This window comes from Streptomyces sp. NPDC002564, from assembly GCF_042889645.1.
Classification (GTDB): domain Bacteria; phylum Actinomycetota; class Actinomycetes; order Streptomycetales; family Streptomycetaceae; genus Streptomyces.
The window spans coordinates 506,477-526,254 of sequence record NZ_JBIARE010000006.1 but is presented as its reverse complement, the minus strand read 5'-3'; the positions used below and the strand labels follow the sequence as shown (position 1 = coordinate 526,254).

Here is a 19,778-nt window from a genome sequence, read left to right as displayed (position 1 = left end):
CCTGCCCCGCGAGAGGAGCCGCCCGTATGGCCCGTGACGAATCCACCCCGGCCGATCTCGTGGGGGTCACCCCCGGATCCGCCTTCACCATCACCTTCGACGGGCGCCGACTCGACGCGCTGCCGGGCCAGTCGATCGCCGCGGTGCTCTGGTCCGCGGGAATCCTCGCCTGGCGGACCACCCGGGTCGGCGGACGGCCGCGCGGGGCGTTCTGCGGCATCGGCCAGTGCCACGACTGCCTGGCGACCGTCAACGGCCGGCCCAACCGCCGGGCCTGCCTGGTCACGGCCCGCCCCGGCGACGACGTCACCACCCAGGAAGGACACGGCCATGCCGGGCTCGACATCGACGGCTGACGCGGCGCGGATGCCCGAGCGGTCGGCGGGGCGCGCGACAGGGACGGACCCGCAGGGTTCGGCGGACCCCTCGCAGCGGTACGACCTGGTGGTGCTCGGCGCCGGTCCCGCGGGCCTCGCCGGAGCCGTGACGGCGTCCGAACACGGCCTGTCGGTGGCCCTGTTGGACTCGGCGCAGCAGCCGGGCGGCCAGTTCTACCGGCACCCCGCCCCCGCGACCCGCGCCACACGCCCCGAGGCCCTGCACCACGACTGGGCCACCTTCACCGACCTGCGCGACCGCTTGGCGGCGAGCGACGTCACCCGCCTCTTCGGCCACCACGTCTGGACGGTGACGCGCGAGGCGGAGGATCACTGGACCGTCCACGCGCTCACCGGCGAGGACGGGGCGGACTGGGCCGGGGCTGACAGGACCGGAGGCGGCGGGACCGGAGGGAGCGCGGCCAGAGGAGGCGTCACCGGTGTGGACGAGGCCGGCGTGGACGAGGCCGGGGCGCACGAGGCCGGTCCGGATGTCGCGCGGTCCGGCCCCGGCGGGGCGGGAACGGAGGGAGCCGGAGGTCACCCGGTGGTCCTGCGGGCCCGCGCCGTGCTCCTCGCGACCGGCTCGTACGAACGCCATCTCCCCTTCCCCGGCTGGACCTTGCCGGGCGTGGTGGGCGCGGGCGGCGCCCAGGCCATGCTCAAGTCCGGGCTCGTCCTGCCCGGCCGGCGTGTGGTCGTCGCGGGCAGCGGACCGCTCCTGCTCGCCGTGGCCGCCTCGCTGACCGCCGCGGGCGCCGAGGTGCCCGAACTGGTGGAGGCCGCGGGGTACTTGGGCTACGTCCGCCACCCGGGCGTACTCGCCGCCCAGCCGAAGAAGCTGGCGGAGGCGGCGGTCCACGGCGCGGCCCTGTTCCGCCACGGGGTGCGCCCGCGCCTGCGGCACGCGGTGACGGAGGCCCACGGGACGGACCGGGTGGAGGCGGTGACGGTCTCCAGGATCGACCGCGACTGGCGGCCGGTGCCTGGCACCGGGCGCCGCATCGCCTGCGACGCGCTGGCCGTCGGCCACGGCCTGGTCCCGCAGACAGACCTGGCGACCGCACTGGGCTGCGCCACCCGGCGCACCGCCGACGGCACGCACGCCTTGGCACTGGGCCCGCTGCAGGAGACTTCCCTGCGCGGTCTCTGGGCGGCGGGCGAGACCTCCGGGATCGGCGGCGCCCAACAGGCCATTGCCGAGGGCGTGTTGGCCGCCCTCGCCGTCACGGCCCGGCTGACCGGACGACACCCCGCCCCGGCCTCGTCCCTGCGTGCTCTGCGGCGGCGACTCGACCGCATGCGTGCCTTCGCCGGGGTCATGGCCACCGTGCACGCGCCTCGTCCCGGTTGGACGCGGTGGCTGACCGACGCCACGGACGTGTGCCGCTGCGAGGAGGTCACCGCGGGCCGGATCCGCGAGGCCGTCGCGGAGTACGGCGCCCGTGACGCCCGTACCGTCAAGCTCCTCACCCGGGCGGGCATGGGCTGGTGCCAGGGCCGCATGTGCGGATCCGCGGTGACATGCCTCGCCGCACCCCCGCCGGGCCCTCCGCACGACCAAGCCCAGCACCTCGTCACCCCCGCCCGCTCCGACTGCGCCCCGCCGCACCCGCTCCCCACCCCGGCGGCCGACCCCGCTCCCCCGGACCGCCGCCCGCTGGCCACCCCCGTCCCGCTCGGCCTCCTGGCCGCCCTGCCGGAAACACCCCCGCGGACGACGCACTCCCCGGCGCCCCCGCCCCCGGAATCCCCGCAGCCCGACTCCCCGCCCCCCGGCATCTGATCCCGGGCTCCCTCACCCCAGACCCGCCCCCGGACCCCCAGTCCTCCGACCCTCTGTGACCCTCCGTCCTCCGCTCCCTCCGCCCCCCTCCGACCCTCCGCACCCGACTGAAGGGCAGCCCTCATGACCGCCACCACCACCTGGACCGCCGAACGACCCTGGCGCGGCATCATGGTCGCCACCGCGCTGCCCCTGCGCGACGACCTCTCCGTCGACTACGACGCCTACGCCGCGCACGTGCGCCACCTCGTCGCGAACGGCTGCGACGGAGTCGTCCCCAACGGCTCCCTGGGCGAGTACCAGACCCTCACCGACGACGAGCGCGCCCGCGTGGTGCGTACCGCCGTCGAAGCCGCGGGCGACGGGGCGCGGGTGATGCCCGGCGTCTCCGCGTACGGCAGCGCCGAGTCCCGCCGCTGGGCCGAGCAGGCCGCCGAAGCGGGCTGCGGCTCCGTGCTGCTCCTGCCGCCGAACACCTACCGCGCCGACGAGCGGTCCGTCCGCGCCCACTACGCCGAGGTCGCCGAGGTCGGCGTCCCCGTGGTGGCGTACAACAACCCCCTCGACACCAAGATCGACCTGACCCCGGACGTGCTGGCACGGCTGCACGGCGACGGGACCATCGTGGCCGTGAAGGAGTTCACCGGGGACGTGCGCAGGGCGTACGAGATCGCCGAACTCGCCCCGGACCTTGATCTGCTGATCGGCGCGGACGACGTCCTGCTCGAACTGGCCCTCGCGGGCGCGGTCGGCTGGATCGCCGGCTACCCGAACGCCTTCCCCGCCACCTGTGCCGAGCTCTACGCCGCCGCCTGCGCCCGGGACCTGGACACGGCGCTGCCCCTCTACCGTTCCCTGCACCCGCTCCTGCGCCAGGACTCCAGGACCGAGTTCGTCCAGGCCATCAAGTTGTCGATGGACGTCGTCGGCCGCCGGGGCGGCCCCACCCGTCCACCGCGCGCGCCGCTGTCCGGCGCCACGGAGGCGCTGGTGCGAGCGGCCACCGAGAAGGCCGCCGCCGCGGGCCACCACTGAGCCCCGCGAGCCCCGCAGCCACCCGCCTCTCCCCCCCACCCACCCACCGAGCCCAGCGATCCCGGAAACCCGGAACCGGAAGGCACCCATGCGCACCCGTCACGTCTTCCACGCAGTCGACTCGCACACCGAGGGCATGCCCACCCGCGTGATCACCGGGGGCGTCGGAGTGATCCCCGGCGCCACCATGGCCGACCGCAGACTGCACTTCATCGAGCACCTGGACCACCTGCGCACCCTCCTGATGTACGAGCCGCGCGGCCACTCCGCGATGAGCGGCGCGATCCTGCAGCCCCCGACCCGCCCCGACGCCGACTTCGGGGTGCTCTACGTGGAGGTGTCCGGGCTCCTGCCCATGTGCGGCCACGGCACCATCGGCGTGGCCACCGTCCTCGTGGAGACCGGCATGGTGCAGGTCACCGAGCCGGTCACGACGGTCCGCCTGGACACACCGGCGGGCCTGGTCTCCGTCGACGTACGCGTGTCCGACGGCGCCGCCACCTCGGCCACGCTCACCAACGTCCCCGCGTTCAGCGTCGCCCTGGACCGCAAGGTCGAGGTCCCGGGACACGGCACGGTGACGTACGACCTGTCATACGGCGGCAACTTCTACGCGTTCGTCCCGCTGGGCTCCCTGGGGCTGCCGTTCGACCGCGCGCGCAAGGACGACCTGCTGGCGGCGGGCCTGGCCGTGATGGACGCGATCAACGCGTCCCCGGACCGCCCGACGCACCCCGCGCAACCGGAGATCGCCGGGGTCAAGCACGTCTACCTGGCCGCTCCGGGCTCGGACGCGCGCCGCTCCCGGCACGCGATGGCGATCCACCCGGGCTGGTTCGACCGCTCGCCCTGCGGGACGGGCACGTCGGCGCGGATGGCCCAGCTGCACGCCCGCGGCGAACTGCCGCTGGACCGCGATTTCGTCAACGAGTCGTTCATCGGCACGGAGTTCACCGGCAGGCTGGTGGCCGAGACGGAGGTGGCGGGCGTCCCCGCCGTCGTCCCCCGGATCACCGGGCGGGCCTGGATCACGGGCACGGCCCAGTACTTCCTGGACCCCGACGATCCCTTCCCCGCGGGTTTCCTGCTCTGACCGCGAGTTCCCGCTGTGCCCAAGGGTTTCCCGCTCTGCCCGCAGGCTTCCCGCCCTGACCGCCGCATCGCCGGAACTCCCCGGAACCGCCCCGGCCCCCAACTGACAACGTGACATTGTACTTTGGTGATCCGCGCGGGCGCGGGGACCACCGGAGGGGACACCATGGGGCACCTGAAGCAGAAGAACCTCATCACCACCAGGGAGCGGCTGCGCGACCAGGTCGGCCATGCCCTGCGGGCCGCCCTGATCTCCGGCGAGCTGCGCCCCGGCGAGATCTACTCCGCACCCGGCCTCGCCGAGGACTTCGGCATCTCCGCGACGCCGGTGCGCGAGGCGATGCTCGACCTGGCCCGTGAGGGCCTCGTGGAGCCCGTGCGCAACAAGGGCTTCCGGGTCACCGAGGTCAATGAACGCGACCTCGACCAGTACACGGAGATCCGCGGCCTGATCGAGGTCCCGATGATCGGCCGGATCACCCGCACGGCCGCCCGCGAGGACCTGGAGGTGCTGCGTCCGGTGGCGGAGGAGATCGTGCGCGCCGCCCGCGACCACGACCTGATCGCCTACCTGGAGGCGGACCGCCGCTTCCACCTCTCCCTGCTGGCCCTCTCGGGCAACGACCGGCTGGTCGAGACGGTCGGCGACCTCCGCAAGCGCTCCCGCCTCTACGGCCTCACCGCCCTCGACGAGCGCGACCAGCTGACCCCGTCGGCGGAGGAGCACATCGAGCTCCTCGACCTGATGCTGGCGGGCGACGCCGAGGGGGCCGAGGAATGCATGGCCCGCCACCTCGGCCACGTCCGGTCCCTCTGGGCGGAAAACGCCGCACAGCCCGTCCCGGCCCGCCACGGATGACCGACCGGGCAACGCGAAAGGCCCCGGTCTCGACGACTGGGGCCTTGCTGGTGTCCGAGGGGGGACTTGAACCCCCACGCCCGATAAAGGGCACTAGCACCTCAAGCTAGCGCGTCTGCCATTCCGCCACCCGGACCAGGTGTCTGCCGTCGTGGGTGTTCCCCGCGGCGACATGGACAACAATACCAAGGTTTCGGAGTGCCTTTCACCTGCGTATCCGACCGCCGACCGCGGGATGCACGGCGGCCGGCGCCACCCCGCCTACAGTCTCACCATGAGTGACGGGTTGATTACCGAGGCCGCCGGGGCGCTCGGCGGCATGAAGGCACGGCGGGGGCCCAAGGTGCTGTCTCCCCTGCGGGAGCACCTGCGGGACACCATGTGGTTCGCGCCGACCGCGGGGCTCGTGGGGTCCCTGGTGCTGTGGGCGGTCGCGGCGGAGCTGGACACGCAGATCGTCGCCGCGCTGCAGGACGCGGGTGACTACGACGAGATCAAGAACCTGATGGGCATCGCCGACGACGCGAAGGCGGTGATCAGCACCATCGGCAGCGCCATGATGACCTTCATCGGCGTCGTCTTCAGCATCTCGCTCGTCGCCGTGCAGATGGCCAGCGGCCAGTTCAGCCCCCGGGTGGTGCGGCTGTACGTGCGCTCCCGCATCACCAAGATCACGCTGACCGTGTTCATGGCGACGTTCCTCTTCTCCCTGATGACGCTGACGTCCTTCGACAGCGAGCGGGACCCGAAGCTCCTGACCAGCGTGCCGCTGATCGAGGCGGTGCTCGCGATGCTGATGGTGCTGCTGAGCCTGCTGCTCTTCGTGGCGTACGTGAACGGGACGATCCGGATGATGCGGATCGGCTTCGTGATCGACCGGATCGCCCGCGAGTCGTTCCGGGCCGCCGCGAAGCAGCCGGTGGACCTCCCCGTCGACACGGAACGGCTCGGCCCGGAGACCGCCCGGGTCACCCACCACGGCCGGGCGGGCGTACTGCGCGACGTGAACATCGCGCGGGCCGTGCGGGCCGCCCGCCGACAGGGCGTGGTGCTGCGGCTGATCCCGCGGATCGGGGACTTCGTGGTGCCGGGCACGCCCGTGTTCACGGTGCACGGCGGGGCCGCGCCGTCCCGCCGCGCGCTCGGCTACACCGTGTCCGTGGGCGTGGAGCGCACCTTCCACCAGGACCTCGGCTTCGGCCTGCGCCAGCTGTCCGACATCGCGCTGCGGGCCCTGTCCCCCGCGGTGAACGATCCGACGACCGCCGTGCAGGCCCTCGACCGCATCGTGCAGTTCCTGGCGTCGATCGCCCCCTACCCGCTGGGGGCGCTCGGGCACCGGGACCGGCGCGGCGCGCTGCGGCTCGTCCAGTCGGTGCCGGACTGGACCGCCCTCGTCGATCTGGGCTTCGCCGAGATCAGGGGGTGCGCGCTCGGCAACCCCCAGGTGATCCGGCGCATGCTGGCCGGCCTCGACGACCTGCTGCTCCTCGCCCCCGAGGAACGGCGCGCACCACTGCTCCGGCACCGGGGGCTCCTGACGCAGGCCGTGGAGCGCTCGGTCCCGGAGGCGGCGGACCGCGCCTTCGCCCTGCTGCCGGACCGCCAGGGCATCGGCTGAGCCGTCGGGAGGGCGCCCCTGCACGCGGGCGTGCGGCTCCACGCGGGCGTGCGGCCGCGTAAAGCCGCACGCCTGCGTGACCTGCGTGAAGGGGCGGTCCGTCAGTCGCCGCAGCGGCCGCCGCGCAGCGAGTGCAGGTGCTCGCTGGACTTGCGGGCGAACGCCAGGGACTCGACCGGGTTGTCGTGCTCGGTCTGCCAGTGGTGGTAGCGGCGGCCCTGATGGGTGCGCGCGGTCACCTTGGAGAGGAACTTCTTGTAGTCGATGTCGCCGTCGCCGACGTCCGTCATGCGGTACCCGTCACGGGTGGTGTCGTCCCGGATGCCGTCCTTGACGTGGAACAACGGGTAGCGGTGGGGCTGCTTGAGCACGTAGTCGAGCGGCTGGAAGGGGGCGGGCTTCCCGTCGGGACGCCTGCCGAACCGGAACTGGGCGCTGAACGCCCAGTAGATGTCCATCTCCAGGAACACGAAGTCGGGGTCGGTCTCGGCGAGCAGCACGTCGTAGAGCCGCACCTTCGGCTTGTCGGTGGCGAAGGAGAACTCCTCGGCGTGGTTGTGCTGGTAGAACTTCATGCCGCGCTTGCGGGCCGCTTCGCCGTACGTGTTGAAGTCCTCCGCGGCCCGCTTCCAGCCGTCGACGGTGCTGCCGTAGCGGAAGGGCCCCGAGGCGGTGCCGATGTGCTTCAGGCCGAGCGCCTCGGCGTCGTCGAGGACCTTGGTGAGGTTCTGGGCGAACGTGTACGCGCCCGGATTGTTGTCGTCGTAGTAGCCGACGTGGGATCCGATGGGGTTGAGGCCGTGGTCGCGGGCCAGCGCCTTGAGCTGGGCGAGGCTGATCGCGCCCGCCGAGCCCTGGGTGTACCCGGCGAACTCGACCTCGTCGTAGCCGTACTTCTCCAACTCGGCGAACACGGGGGCGAATCCGATGGTGGAGATCTTGTCGCGGAGGCTGTAGAGCTGGATGCCGAGGCGTCCTGGCGGCAGGACGGGGTGGTGGTGCCCCTTGCCCTTGCCCTTCTTTTGGCCCTTGTCCGAAGCGGCGGGGGCCGTACCGGCCGCTGCGCCGGCAGTGGGGGCGGCGGCACCGATGAGGGCCGCGGCACCGGCCCCCGCGGCGACGCCGAGCATGCCGCGTCGGCTGAGTCTGCGGGCGAGCTCGGGGTCGGTGGACGATGACGTGCGGCTCATGCGGGTCTCCTCGGCTGCCTCAGGGGCGCATCAGGGATGGGTTCGAACAACGGATCAGGGATCGCTGCGGGTCGGGCCCTGATGGCAGGGCCCGATCCGTCTGGTTCAGTGGAGATCAAGCAGATTCGGCGATGCGGGCAGGCGCGGCTCAGCGCAGGCCCGCGAGATCGAGCAGGAGCGATTTCACGTCGGTGGCCGCGACGCGGCCGCTGACGGCGCGGGGGGTGGAGCACAGGATGAGCGGACTTTCGTCCTCGCTCGTGGGGAGGCGGCCGTGGCTGCCCCGAATAGGTGACGGGTCCAGGGGCACGACGGCCATGCGGTAGCGCATGCCGAGCTTCTTGCGGGCCAGCGCGCCCGCGGCTTTCACGCGGACGTAGGGGTCCTGGGGGTCCATGAAGAGCTCGACGGGGTCGTAGCCGGGTTTGCGGTGGATCTCGACGAGCTGCGCGAAGTCGGGCGCCCGGTCGTCGTCGAGCCAGTAGTAGTACGTGAACCAGGCGTCGGGTTCCGCGACCGCCACGAGTTCGCCGGAGCGCGGATGGTCCAGGTGGTGGGCCTTCTTGCCCTCGTCGTCGAGGAGTTGCTCGATGCCGGGGACGTCCTTGAGCGCGGCGCGGGTGACCTCCAGGTCCTCCGGGCGGCGCACGTAGATGTGGGCGATCTGGTGGTCGGCGACGGCGAAGGCTCGGGAGGCCATCGGGTCGAGGTACTCCATGCCGTCCTGGGTGTGTACTTCCAGCAGGCCGGCGCGGCGCAGCACCCGGTTGATGTCGACGGACCGGCTCACCCGGGTGATGCCGTACTCGGACAGGGCGACGACGGTACGGCCCTCCGTCCTCGCGTCGGCCAGGAGCGGGGCGAGGGTCGCGTCCAGGTCGGCGGCGGCCTGCAGGGAGCGCGGGTCGTCGGGGCCGAAGCGCTGCAGGTCGTAGTCGAGGTGAGGGAGGTAGCACAGGGCCAGGTCGGGGTGGCGGGTGTCGATGATGTGCCGGGTGGCGTCCACGATCCAGCGGCTGGACACGATGTCGGCGCCGGGTCCCCAGAAGTGGAAGAGGGGGAACGTGCCGAGTTTGTCGGTGAGTTCGTCGTGGAGTGCCGGGGGCCGGGTGTAGCAGTCGGGTTCCTTGCGGCCGTCGGCGTAGTAGACGGGCCGTGGGGTGACGGTGAAGTCCGTGTCCGCTCCCATGGCGTACCACCAGCAGATGTTGGCGACGGTGTAGCCGGGGTGCACGCGGCGGGCGGCGTCCCACAGTTTGTCGCCGGAGACGAGGCCGTTGTGCTGGCGCCACAGCAGGACGTCGCCGAGCTCGCGGAAGTACCAGCCGTTGCCGACGATGCCGTGCTCGGCGGGGGTGGTGCCGGTGAGGAAGGTGGACTGGGCGGCGCAGGTGACGGCGGGCAGGACGGTGCCGAGCGGTGCGCGGGACCCGGACTGGCCGAGCGCTTTGAGGTGCGGCATGTGGTCGAGGAGGCGCGGGGTGAGGCCGACGACGTCGAGGACCAGCAAGGGGGTCGGGGTCATGGGAGTTCCTTGAGGCCGAGGTCGGTCAGGAGGTCGCGGGCGAGGGCGAGTTCGGCGGCGATGCCTTCGGCGAGCTGGGGCCGGCCGCGGGGGCGCAGCGCGGGCGGCAGGGCCTGCCAGGTGTAGGTCTCGACCTCGAGGTGGCGGGTGAGGGGGACGGGGCCGCCGACGAGCCGGGTCAGGACGTCCTGGAGCACGGGGAGCGTGGAGGTGAGCGGGGCGGCGGGGGCCGCGTGCAGGGGGACGTGGAAGTGGGCGCGCCAGGGTGCCGTGTCGGGGAGGGCGTGCGCGGTGAGTGCCTCGCCCAGGTCGTCGGTGCCGCGCAGACCGGCGCCGGTCAGGGTGCGGGTCTGGTGCAGGAAGCGGGGTTCGTCGAAGGCGGCGAGTGCCTCGCGCACGTCGGGGAGGTGCGGGTGTTCGGCATGGAGCGCGGCGGAGAGCTGCGACTTGACGACGGGGATGCCGGCGGCGCCGAGCGCGTCGAGTGCGGTCCCGGGGTCTTCGAAGGAGGTGGCGAGGTGGCAGGTGTCGACGCAGACACCGATGCGGTCGTGGCCGACCGCGGTGAGCGGGGCGATGGCGTCGGCGGTCGTCTCGACGGTGCAGCCGGGTTCGGGTTCGAGGCCGATGCGGATCGAGCGGCCGGTGAGTTCGGCCAGCGCGTCGAGGCGTTGGGCGAGCGCGGTGAGGCTGGTCCGGGCCGTCTCGGCGCGGACCGGGTCGAAGGGGTCCCGCCAGGCGAGGGGCAGTGTGGAGATGGTGCCTTCGGTGACGTCGTCGGGCAGCAGGGCGGCGAGCAGCCTGGCCAGTTCGGTGGTGTGGCTCAGCCGCTCCGGGTCGGTCCAGTCCGGCTTGTACACGCGGTACTTGACCTCTTCGGCGCCGAATCCCTCATAGGGGAAGCCGTTGAGGGTGACGACTTCGAGGCCGCGCCGGTCGAGTTCGGTGCGCAGGCCGCGCAGCGCCGCCGGGTCGGTGACCAGGGCGTGGGCGGCGTCCTTGGCGAGCCACAGGCCGATGCCGAGGCGGTCCCTGCCGAGCCGTCTGCGCACGGGCTCGCAGTGGTCGCGGAGCTGGGCGAGGACGCCGTCGAGGGTTTCGGCGGGGTGGACGTTGGTGCAGTAGGCGAGGTGGACGGTGGAGCCGTCGGGGTGCCGGAAGCGCATGGGTCACGCCCCGCCGCGCAGGATGGAGTTGCCCTCGTGGGTGGCGGTGTCCGGCTCCCGCACGTCGAGGTCCAGGCGGCCGCTGAGCCCGTAGAAGGCGACGGGGTTGCGCCACAGGACGAGGTCGACGTCGTCCTCGTCGTACCCGGCGGCCAGCATGGCGTCGGCGACCTTGCGGGTCTTGAGGGGGTCGCTCTTGCCCCAGTCGGCGGCCGAGTTGACCAGCACCCGTTCGGGTCCGACGTCCCGCAGGATCTCGATCATCCGGCCCTCGTCCATCTTGGTCTCGGGATAGACGGAGAAGCCGAGCCAGCAGCCGCTGTCCTTGGCCTCCTTGACGGTGGTCTCGTTCAGGTGGTCGATCAGGACGCGGTCCAGGGGCAGCGCGGACTCGCGGACGACGTCGATGGTGCGGCGCAGGCCGGCGAGCTTGTCGCGGTGCGGGGTGTGCACCAGGGCGGGCAGTTCGTGGTCGGCGGCGAGCTGCAGCTGGGTGGTGAGCGCGGTGTCCTCGGCCGGGGTCATGGAGTCGTAGCCGATCTCCCCGACGGCGACGACGTTGTCCTTGACGAGATAGCGGGGCAGTTCGTCGAGGACGGGCGTGCAGCGGGGGTCGTTCGCCTCCTTGGGGTTGAGGGCGATCGTGCAGTGGTGGGTGATGCCGTACTGGGCGGCGCGGAAGGGCTCCCAGCCGAGGAGGGAGTCGAAGTAGTCGAAGAAGGAGGCCGGCGAGGTGCGGGGCTGGCCGAGCCAGAAGGCGGGTTCCACGACCGCGCGGACCCCGGCGGCGTACATCGCCTGGTAGTCGTCGGTGGTGCGGGAGGTCATGTGGATGTGGGGATCGAAGATGCGCATCTGGACTCCTGCTACTCGCCGGTGGGAGGGCCCGAGGGGGCCTGGGGAGCCGCCGGACCCGAGGGGGAATCGGGGGCGGTCAGAGACAGGACGCGCTGCAGGTCGCCGGGGACGGCGCGGCCCGCCGCGGTCCGCTCGCTCGCGTAGTCGCCGAGCATCCGGGCGAGTTCGGCGTCTCCGTCGGCGCGCCGGGGCAGGTCGGCGACCGCTTCCACGGGGACACCGGTGAACAGGCACTTGAGGACGGCGTGACGCCAGTCGTGCGGGGCGAGGTGCGCGGCTGCGTACGGGCCGACGGCCGCGGCGACCAGCCGGGTGTCGTTGGTGCGCAGCGCGTCCTCGACCAGGGGCAGGGCTTCGGGTCCGGCCACCAGGTGGGGCAGGCCGTGCAGGACGGCGCGGCGTTCGACGGCGGTGCCCTGGGCGTAGACGCGGGCGAGGGTCGTCGGGGTGGCGTTCGCCGCGTGCAGGAGGAGTACGCGGGCGGCGTCGGCGTGCTCGGGACCGCAGCGGCGCCCGGCCTCGGCGAACCTGAGCTCCCAGGTGGGGGCGGGCGCCCTGTCCGGTCCCTCGGGGCGTGCGCCGTGGGCCGCCGCCTCGGCGGTGGCCTGGTCGAGCCAGGCGCGGGCGGCGCCGCCGAGGTCGGCTTCGAGGCGAATGCGGAGGGCGGCTATCCCGGAGGGCTCGGACCCGGGGGTGTCGCTCACGGGGTGCCTCCTTCGGTGGGAACTGCGGCGAGAGGAGCCGGTACGGGGGTGGGGGCGGGGCTGGGGGCGGGGGCGGGCCCCGCGGCGCGGCGCAGGAAGTCGATCGAGCGGGCGGCGAGGTCGGGGCCCGCGTGGGAGTGACGGGGCAGCTCGACGACGGTCAGCCCCTGGTAGCCGGTGGCCGCCAGGGCTTCGAGGAGGGGCGGGAAGTCGATCTCCCCGTCACCGAAGGGCAGGTGTTCGTGGACGCCGCGGCGCATGTCCTCGATCTGGACGTGGTGCAGCCAGGGCGCGGCGGCGCGTACGCAGTCGGCGGGAGGGAGCGGTTCGAGGCACTGGCAGTGGCCGAGGTCGAGGGTGAGGCCGAGGACCTCGGGGGCGGGGGCGCCGAGCTCGCGGCGCAGGCGGTGGAAGTCGGCGAGCGAGGCGAGGAGGTGACCCGGTTCGGGTTCGACCGCGAGCGGGATGCCGGCGCCCGCCGCGGCGTCGAGGACGGGGAGCAGCGCGTCGGCGAGGCGCTGCCAGGCGATGTCGTCCGGGGTGCCCGCCGGGGTGATGCCGCTGAAGCAGTGCACGGCGTGGGCGCCCAGGTCGGCGGCGACCTGGACGGCGCGGATCAGCAGGCGGACACGGTCGGCGCGCCGTTCCGGATCGGGGTCGAGGAGGGAGGGGCCGTGCTTGCGGCGCGGGTCGAGGACGTAGCGGGCGCCCGTCTCGACGGTGGCGGTCAGGCCGAGGTGGTCGAGCCTGCGGGCGACCTGGCGGGTGCGGGCGGCCAGGTCGGGGGCGAGGGGGTCGAGGTGCATGTGGTCGAGGGTCAGTCCGACGCCCGCGTAGCCGAGGTCGGCGAGGAGACCGAGGGCGTCGTCGAGACGGAGGTCGGTGAGGCCGTTGGTGCCGTATCCGAAGCGCAGCCCGTCGGCCGCGGTCGGGTGGGGGGAGGGCGTTCCGCTCATGTGACGCTCACCTTCCGTGCGAACTTCCGGGCCGCGGGGGCGAGGGCGGCGGTGAGGAGCGCGGTGCCCGCCGCGCCGGCCCGGGCGGCGAGCGCGGCCTGCAGCGGGATCATGGCGCGGATCCCGCCGCCGACGGCGCGCTGGGTGAGGGGAGGCGAGGGGTTGAGCGCGGCGTGGAACAGCGGCTTGGCCGCGGTTGCGGCGTAGGCGAGGGCGAGCGCGCCGCGGAGGCCGCGCCGGGCCGTGACGCGGGTGTCGCGGAGTTCTCCCCCGACGACGCGTGTCAGTGCCGCGGTCACCGCCAGTGCGGCCAGGGGGGCGGTGGAGGAGCCGCCCTGCGCCTCGCGGCGGGAGACCACGGTGACGGCGAGGGTGTGGGCGGCGAGGGCTCCGGCGGACGGTGCGGCGGCTCCGGCGCCGGGGCCGCGGTGCGGGCCCGCGGTCGCGGTGGCGCCGAGGAGCAGGTCGAGGCCTCGGGCGGCGGCCATGGCCGCCGGTCCCGCGGGGGTGTGTTTCAGGCCGAGGTCGTAGGCCCACACCGTCCCGGCCAGGGCGCCCGCCGCGGCCAGGGACGGGCGTCCCGCCCGGGAGGCGAGGGCCAGCCCGGTGGCCGTGAGTGCGGAGGCCGCGGCGAGGGCCGCGGGTGGGGCGATGCGGCCGGAGGGGAGCGGGCGTTCGGGGCGTTCGACGGCGTCTTCGGCGCGGTCGGCCCAGTCGTTGAGGGCCATGCCGGCCTCGTACAGGCAGAGGGAGGAGCCGATGGCGAGGAGCGTGCGGCGGTTGGGGCGCAGGCCGGTCGCCGCGGCGCCGGCGAGCGCGTCGCCGGGGACGGTGAACAGGGCGGGCAGGCGCAGCAGTTCGGCCCAGGCACGGGAGGCGCTCATACGGCCGCCCACCGCCCCACGGGCACCGCCGCTCCCCGACGTTCCGGCACGGTCACCGCATCCGACGCAGCTGCCGCACCCGCAAGCCTCACCACACCTGCCGGACCTGCCGCACCTGCCGCACCTGCCGCACCTGCCGCACCCGCCGCACCCGCCGCACCCGCCGCACCTGCCGCACCCGCAAGCCTCACCGAGCCCGCCGCGTCCGCCACACCCGCAAGCCTCACCGAGCCCGCGAGCCCCACCGAGCCCACCGCACCCGCGAGCCTCACCCCGACACCCCGCCTTCCCTGCCCCCTCATCGGTCTCCCCCGAGTCGTCCCGCGAACTCCACCAGCTGTGCGAACTGTTCGCCCAGCGCGGCCGGTGCGTTCGTGTCCGGGTCCTTGAAGTAGAAGGCGAGGGCGGGCTGGGGGCCGGAGAGGCCGCGTTCGTGGGCGCGGGACAGGAGACGGGCGAGGTCGAGGATCAGGGGGGCGGCGAGGGCCGAGTCGCAGCCCTGCCAGGTGGTCTGCAGGACCATGCGGGTGCCGAGGAAGCCGTCGAAGGCGATGTGGTCCCACGCGGTCTTCCAGTCGCCGAGGGAGGGCACGTCGTCGATGTGGACCTCTCCCTCGGGGGCGCCGCCGAGGGTCTCGGCGAGGACACGTTCCTTGCCCGCGTTCTTCGCGGCGGCGGCTGCCGGGTCGGCGAGGGCGGCGCCGTCCCCGCCGCCCAGGAGGTTCGTGCCGGACCAGGCCCGCACGGCCAGGGCGCGCTGGGCGAACATCGGGCCGAGCACCGAGCGCAGGAGGGTCTGGCCGGTCTTGCCGTCGCGGCCCGCGTGGGGCAGTCGGCTGGCGCGGGCCGGTTCGGCGAGGCGGGGATGGTGCAGGCCCGTGGAGGGGGTGAAGTTGACGTAGGGGCAGCCGGCGCGCAGGGCGGCGGCGGCGTAGAGGGAGCTGGCGGGCAGCCGTTCGTCGGCGTCGCCGGGGCGTGGCTCGGTGGAGGCGACGTTGATCACGACCGCGCGGGCCAGGCCGCGTCGGCGCACGAAGTCGCGCAGGTCGGCGGCGAAGGCCTCGATCAGTTCCTCGTCGGTGCGGGAGTCCCCCGGCTGGGGTCCGCCCGGGCGTATCTCGGCGTCGGCGGCGGCCAGTTCGGCGCGCAGGGCGGAGGGCAGGCCGTGCGGCAGGACGCCGCCCGCGGCGAGTTCCTCGGCGCGCTTGGGCAGCGGGCAGTTGGTGGTGTCGTGGCCGCCGAAGACGAGCGAGGACAACGTTGGCAGACCGCTGTCCAGGAAGGGGCGCGTCTCGGTGACCATGCCGGTGGGTGCGTGCAGCCCGGCGGCGACCGCCGCGCAGCCCGCGACGGCCGTGGTCGCGACAGAGCCGCGTGCCCCGATCAGCCAGACCCCGACGGGCGACGTCCCGCTGGGCGAGGACCCGAGGGGCGAGGGAGAGGACGCGGATGTGGGGGTCGCGGATGTGGACACGGCTGCCTCCTGCCATGACTGACGAGCCCGGGACACGCCTTCGGAGCTCGAGGAACGTGAGTGCGGTGCAAGACGGCGGGCGGAGGTCCGGCGTCCTCCGCCCGCCGCCGTCTAGCGGCCCGCGCCCGATCCGGTGGGTGCGGGTGACCCGGAGTGGCGGGCCGGCAGGTCCTTCAGCCGGATGTTGCGGAAGGAGACCTCGTCGGCGTCGCCGTGGTTCTGGATGCCGATGTGCCCTTGGCGCAGGCTCCGCGCCGGGTCGGTGTTGGTGAAGTCGTTGATCTTGACTCCGTTGAGGTAGACGCGAAGGCGTTCGCCCTCGACGCGGATCTCGTAGGTGTTCCACTGCCCCGGCGGGTTGAGCGCCCGGTCGCGCTGTGCCAGGTCGGCGGAGCGGAAGCCGTAGACGGAGCCCGTGGTCTTCTCGGGGACGTCGGTGGCGTCGATCTGGATCTCGTAGCCGTTGTTCACGGCCGACCAGGGGTCGTCGGAGGGCGGGAAGCCCACGAAGATCCCGGAGTTGTCGTCGCCCCGCATCCGCCAGTCGAGCTTGAGCGAGTACGAGCCGAGTTCGCGGCGGTCGTACCAGAGCATGCCCATGCCGCCGACGGTCGTGAGCGTGCCGTCGTCCTCGTTGACCCGCAGCGAGCCGGGGCCCGCCTGCTTCCAGGCCTCCAGGGAGGCCGCCGTGCCGTCGAAGATCGGCGTGTAGCCCTTCTCCGGGCGGCAGTCGGCCTGGGCGGCGCCGACCGCCCAGCGGATGCCGCCCAGCAGGTGCCGGCGGAAGGCGGGGTCGGCGAAGGATTCCTTGGTGTGGCCGCTGCCGGTGTAGAAGGAGCGCCCGCCCTGGTACTCCTGGCACCAGGCGATGGGGTGGTCGCCCGACATCGAGCCGCCCGTGTAGGAGGACTCGTCGAGCGAGGCCAGGACGTGGGCGCGGTCGCGGGGGTTGGAGCGGTAGTTGTACCACTCGTCGGTCCGCTCCCAGACGCCCGGGAGGTGGGCGGTGGCGGGGTGGCCGTGGTCCTCGACGCGGACCTTCGCGGGCTGGATCGCGGGGTGCGACTGGAAGTAGGCGCCCGCGAGCCCGCCGTAGAAGGGCCAGTCGTACTCGGTGTCGGCGGCGGCGTGCACGCCCACGTACCCGCCGCCCTTCTTGATGTAGCCCTCGAACGCCGCCTGCTGCTTGGCGTCGAGGACGTCACCGGTGGTGGAGAGCCAGATCACGGCGTCGTACGCCGCGAGGTTCTTGGCGGTGAAGGCCCTGGCGTCCTCGGTGGCGTCGACGGTGAAGCCGCCTGCCGCGCCGAGCTCCTTGATGGCCGCGATGCCGTCGGGGATCGAGTCGTGGCGGAAGCCCGCGGTCTTGGAGAAGACCAGGACCTTCTCGCCCGCTCGCGGCCCCGTGGCCTCCGGAGTGGAGGCGGCCGGGCCCGACACGCAGCCGATGAGGAGGGCTGCGGCGGCGGTCGCGGTGGCGATCCGTGCGGATGCGCGCATGGTGACCCCTTCCTCAGCTCGTGGTGAAGGTGAAGTCGTCGACGTCGTACAGGGCTCCGGTGCCCTTGCCCTTGAAGACGAGGTAGAGCGTGGTGGTCGTCCTGGGCGCCTTGCTGAGGGCGGTGCTCACGTCGGTGTAGGTCTCCCAGCCGCCGGTCGGTGCGACCGTGGCCTTGCCCAGGAGCCTGCCGCCGACGGATCCGCTGCGCACCTCCAGGGTGCCGCCGGCCCCGGCCGAGGCGACGCGCGCCGTCAGCTTGGTGGCGTTGCCGAGGATGTACGGCTTGAACGCGATCCAGTCGCCGTTGTTGATGTCGCCGACGGTCTTGCCGCCGTGCGCCGGGGTGTGGTTGGTGACGGTGACGCCCTTGGACTCGTTGAAGTGCTCGCCCTGGCGGTGCTTGGGCTGGACGACGTTCTGGTCATGGGCGGTCAGCGCGGGCTGGCCGTTCGCGCCCTTGTCGGTGTACTCGGCGTCGAAGACTCCGAAGATGTTGGCGTTCGGGTCGTGCTCGCCGTCCGCCGACGTCTGGATGGTGCCCTCGCAGCCGTTGGCCGAGGTGACCGGGTGGCCGTGGCTGTCATGGCCGAGGATGTGGGTGACCTTGACCTTGGTGCAGTCGATCGCGCCGTCCTCGGGGTCGGTGACCTTCACCTTGAAGGGCACCTTGTCGCCGAAGGTGAACAGCTGGCCGTCGCCGGGCAGTTCCAGGGTGACCTTGGGCGCGGTGTTGCCGACGGTGAGGTGCGCGCTGGCCGATCCGGTGCGTCCGGTGGAGTCCTTGACGGTGACGGTGGCGGTGTAGACGCCGTTCTTCTTGTACGTGTACGTGGGGTTCTGCTGGGTCGACGTGCCGCCGTCGCCGAAGTCCCACGCGTAGGTGAGCGTCCCGCCGTCGGCGTCCGTGGCCTTGGCGGTGAACTTGGTCTTCAGGGGCGCCTGGCCGCTGGTCTTGGAGGCGGTGGCCTCGGCGACCGGCGAGTGGCCGGAGGTGGCGTTCTCGATGCGGAAGAGCCCGGAGTTCTCGTCGCCGCCGAACCAGGCGGTGCCGTAGTCCAGGACGTAGAGGGCGCCGTCGGGGCCGAACTCCATGTCCATGACCTGGGTGCCGGTCCACGGGAACGGGTTGATCTTCGAGACGGTGCCGTCCGTGCCCTGCTCGATGCGCTTGATCCAGCGCCGGCCGAACTCGCCGGCGAAGAAGTCGCCGTCGTAGGCCTCGGGGAACTTCACCGGGGAGGTGCTGGCCGCGTCGTAGCGGTAGACCGGGCCGCCCATCGGGGACTCGGAGCCGCTGCCGAAGTCGGGGACCGAACCGCCGTCGTAGGGGATCCAGGCCTCCTGCGCGGGCGGCAGGTCGGTCAGTCCGGTGTTGTGCGGCGAGTCGTTCTTCGGGGCCGCGCAGTCGAAGGCGGCGCCGGAGGTGCCGGTCGCGAAGTCGTAGTCGACGTAGGCGTCGTTCTTGCCGGTGCAGAACGGCCAGCCGAAGTTGCCTGCCTTGGTCACCCGGGCGAACTCGACCTGGCCCGCGGGGCCGCGCTTGGGGTCGGCCGCGCCCGCGTCGGGCCCGTAGTCACCGACGTAGACGATGCCGGTGGGCTTGTCGACGCTCATCCGGAAGGGGTTGCGGAAGCCCATCGCGTAGATCTCGGGGCGGGTCTTCTCGGTGCCCTTGGCGAACAGGTTGCCGTCCGGGACGGTGTAGCTGCCGTCGTCGGCGACCTTGACGCGCAGGATCTTGCCGCGCAGGTCGTTGGTGTTGCCGGCGCTGCGCCGGGCGTCGAAGGCGGGGTTGCGGTTCGCCCGCTCGTCGATGGGCGTGAAGCCGTCCGAGGCGAAGGGGTTGGAGTCGTCGCCGGTCGACAGGTAGAGGTTGCCGTCCTTGTCGAAGTCGATGTCGCCGCCGACGTGGCAGCAGGTGCCGCGGCTCGCGGGGACGTCGAAGACCTTCTTCTCGCTGGCGGTGTCCAGGGTGCCGTCGGTCTTCAGGACGAAGCGGGAGAGGCGGTTCACGCCGTCGAACTTCTTGAAGTCCTCGGCGGTGCCGTTCTCCGGGGCATCGCCCGCCGGGGTGTCCAGCGGGGGCGCGTAGTAGAGGAAGATCGCACGGTTCTCGCTGAACTTCGGGTCGATGCCGACGCCCTGGAGGCCCTCTTCGTCGTGCGAGTAGACGGGTATCTTCCCGGCGATCTTGGTGTTGCCCGCCGCGTCGGTCAGGCGGAGCGTGCCGTCGCGGGAGGTGTGCAGGACCGAGCGGTCGGGGAGCACGGCGAGCGTCATCGGCTCGCCGGTCTCCGCCTCGCCCTTGGCGAGGGTGACCTGCTGGAAGTCCTCGGCGGCGGGGGCGGCCGCCGAGGGTGGGGCGGCGGGGGCGGCGCCCGCGTGCGGGACGGCGAGGGTCAGGCTGGCGCCGGTGAGCACGGTGCCGGTGAGCAGGGCGAGCGTGGTGCGGAGTCTCGGGCGTTTCCTGTGCACGGGGGTTCCTCCGGATGGGGGACGGTCGTACGCGGGTGTGTGCGCCGTGCGCCGGGGTGCGCCGTCACCCCGGGGATCTTCATGTCCTGTACACCTCAAGGACGGTAGCCACGTTTGTCCCGGGCGGAAAGCCCTTGTGCAGAGTGGAAGTTGAACTTTTTCCTGTCAATGGACAAACGTGGCAAGCAACCGGATTCCTCGGTACCGGAATCACCGGCACCGAGGGCGGCCGGACCGGTGGCACCGAGAGCTGCCGGCCGGTGACACCAGGGCGG

General features: G+C 73.0%; 16 protein-coding genes and 1 tRNA gene. 6 read left to right on the top strand and 11 right to left on the bottom strand.

The window, feature by feature from the left end; genetic code table 11:
• The first annotated feature begins 26 nt into the window (after positions 1-26).
• The 5 genes from ACFYXE_RS24025 to ACFYXE_RS24005 all read left to right on the top strand — a co-directional run bounded on the left by ACFYXE_RS24025 (position 27) and on the right by ACFYXE_RS24005 (position 5,149).
• On the top strand, positions 27-356 hold the full coding sequence (locus tag ACFYXE_RS24025) for a (2Fe-2S)-binding protein (RefSeq protein ID WP_389315426.1): 330 nt from the start codon (positions 27-29) through the stop codon (positions 354-356).
• Positions 331-2,163 (top strand): NAD(P)/FAD-dependent oxidoreductase, encoded by a 1,833-nt coding sequence (locus tag ACFYXE_RS24020; protein ID WP_389315424.1) that lies wholly within the window; start codon positions 331-333, stop codon positions 2,161-2,163. Before ACFYXE_RS24025 ends, ACFYXE_RS24020 begins: the two co-directional genes overlap by 26 nt.
• A 123-nt stretch (positions 2,164-2,286) precedes the next feature.
• A complete protein-coding gene (locus ACFYXE_RS24015) occupies positions 2,287-3,198 on the top strand; it encodes a dihydrodipicolinate synthase family protein (protein WP_389315422.1) in 912 nt (303 codons plus the stop codon).
• 88 nt (positions 3,199-3,286) lie between these two features.
• Positions 3,287-4,291, top strand: coding sequence for a proline racemase family protein (locus ACFYXE_RS24010; protein WP_389315420.1), 1,005 nt, complete (start codon positions 3,287-3,289; stop codon positions 4,289-4,291).
• 165 nt (positions 4,292-4,456) lie between these two features.
• Positions 4,457-5,149 carry a GntR family transcriptional regulator gene (locus tag ACFYXE_RS24005; protein ID WP_361174280.1) on the top strand — a complete coding sequence of 231 codons (693 nt, stop codon included), beginning with the start codon at positions 4,457-4,459 and terminating at the stop codon, positions 5,147-5,149.
• Positions 5,150-5,197: 48 nt separating this feature from the next.
• On the opposite strand, the gene ACFYXE_RS24000 is transcribed toward ACFYXE_RS24005, so the two are convergent.
• Positions 5,198-5,285, bottom strand: a tRNA-Leu gene (locus tag ACFYXE_RS24000).
• Positions 5,286-5,423: 138 nt separating this feature from the next.
• Between ACFYXE_RS24000 and ACFYXE_RS23995 the strand changes: the two genes are divergently transcribed.
• Positions 5,424-6,770, top strand: coding sequence for a DUF2254 domain-containing protein (locus tag ACFYXE_RS23995; RefSeq protein WP_389315417.1), 1,347 nt, complete (start codon positions 5,424-5,426; stop codon positions 6,768-6,770).
• A 101-nt stretch (positions 6,771-6,871) separates the two neighbouring features.
• Here ACFYXE_RS23995 and ACFYXE_RS23990 read toward each other — a convergent pair whose 3' ends face one another.
• The 10 genes from ACFYXE_RS23990 to ACFYXE_RS23945 all read right to left on the bottom strand — a co-directional run bounded on the left by ACFYXE_RS23990 (position 6,872) and on the right by ACFYXE_RS23945 (position 19,503).
• On the bottom strand, positions 6,872-7,960 hold the full coding sequence (locus tag ACFYXE_RS23990; protein ID WP_389315415.1) for a sugar phosphate isomerase/epimerase family protein: 1,089 nt from the start codon (positions 7,958-7,960) through the stop codon (positions 6,872-6,874).
• A 148-nt stretch (positions 7,961-8,108) separates the two neighbouring features.
• The gene (locus ACFYXE_RS23985) at positions 8,109-9,485 is read right to left on the bottom strand and encodes an alkaline phosphatase family protein (RefSeq protein ID WP_389315413.1); all 1,377 of its coding nucleotides are present in this window, start codon (positions 9,483-9,485) and stop codon (positions 8,109-8,111) included.
• Positions 9,482-10,651 (bottom strand): metabolite traffic protein EboE, encoded by a 1,170-nt coding sequence (eboE, locus tag ACFYXE_RS23980; RefSeq protein ID WP_389315411.1) that lies wholly within the window; start codon positions 10,649-10,651, stop codon positions 9,482-9,484. Before eboE ends, ACFYXE_RS23985 begins: the two co-directional genes overlap by 4 nt.
• 3 nt (positions 10,652-10,654) lie before the next feature.
• Positions 10,655-11,506: a TatD family hydrolase gene (locus tag ACFYXE_RS23975; protein WP_389315409.1), complete on the bottom strand. Its 852-nt coding sequence runs from the start codon at positions 11,504-11,506 to the stop codon at positions 10,655-10,657.
• An 11-nt stretch (positions 11,507-11,517) separates the two neighbouring features.
• Entirely contained in the window at positions 11,518-12,213 is a 696-nt protein-coding gene (locus tag ACFYXE_RS23970; protein WP_389315407.1) for an EboA domain-containing protein, read from the bottom strand.
• Positions 12,210-13,169, bottom strand: a complete 960-nt coding sequence (locus ACFYXE_RS23965; protein ID WP_389315405.1) for a sugar phosphate isomerase/epimerase family protein — start codon at positions 13,167-13,169, stop codon at positions 12,210-12,212. The genes ACFYXE_RS23970 and ACFYXE_RS23965 overlap by 4 nt, the downstream gene beginning before the upstream one ends.
• The gene (locus ACFYXE_RS23960) at positions 13,166-14,053 is read right to left on the bottom strand and encodes an SCO3242 family prenyltransferase (RefSeq protein ID WP_389315403.1); all 888 of its coding nucleotides are present in this window, start codon (positions 14,051-14,053) and stop codon (positions 13,166-13,168) included. Before ACFYXE_RS23960 ends, ACFYXE_RS23965 begins: the two co-directional genes overlap by 4 nt.
• 298 nt (positions 14,054-14,351) lie before the next feature.
• Positions 14,352-15,527 (bottom strand): inositol-3-phosphate synthase, encoded by a 1,176-nt coding sequence (locus ACFYXE_RS23955; protein ID WP_389315401.1) that lies wholly within the window; start codon positions 15,525-15,527, stop codon positions 14,352-14,354.
• 111 nt (positions 15,528-15,638) lie between these two features.
• Positions 15,639-17,027 carry a ThuA domain-containing protein gene (locus ACFYXE_RS23950; protein ID WP_389315399.1) on the bottom strand — a complete coding sequence of 463 codons (1,389 nt, stop codon included), beginning with the start codon at positions 17,025-17,027 and terminating at the stop codon, positions 15,639-15,641.
• Between the two features lie 13 nt (positions 17,028-17,040).
• Positions 17,041-19,503 carry a PQQ-dependent sugar dehydrogenase gene (locus ACFYXE_RS23945; protein ID WP_389315397.1) on the bottom strand — a complete coding sequence of 821 codons (2,463 nt, stop codon included), beginning with the start codon at positions 19,501-19,503 and terminating at the stop codon, positions 17,041-17,043.
• Positions 19,504-19,778 lie beyond the last annotated feature (275 nt).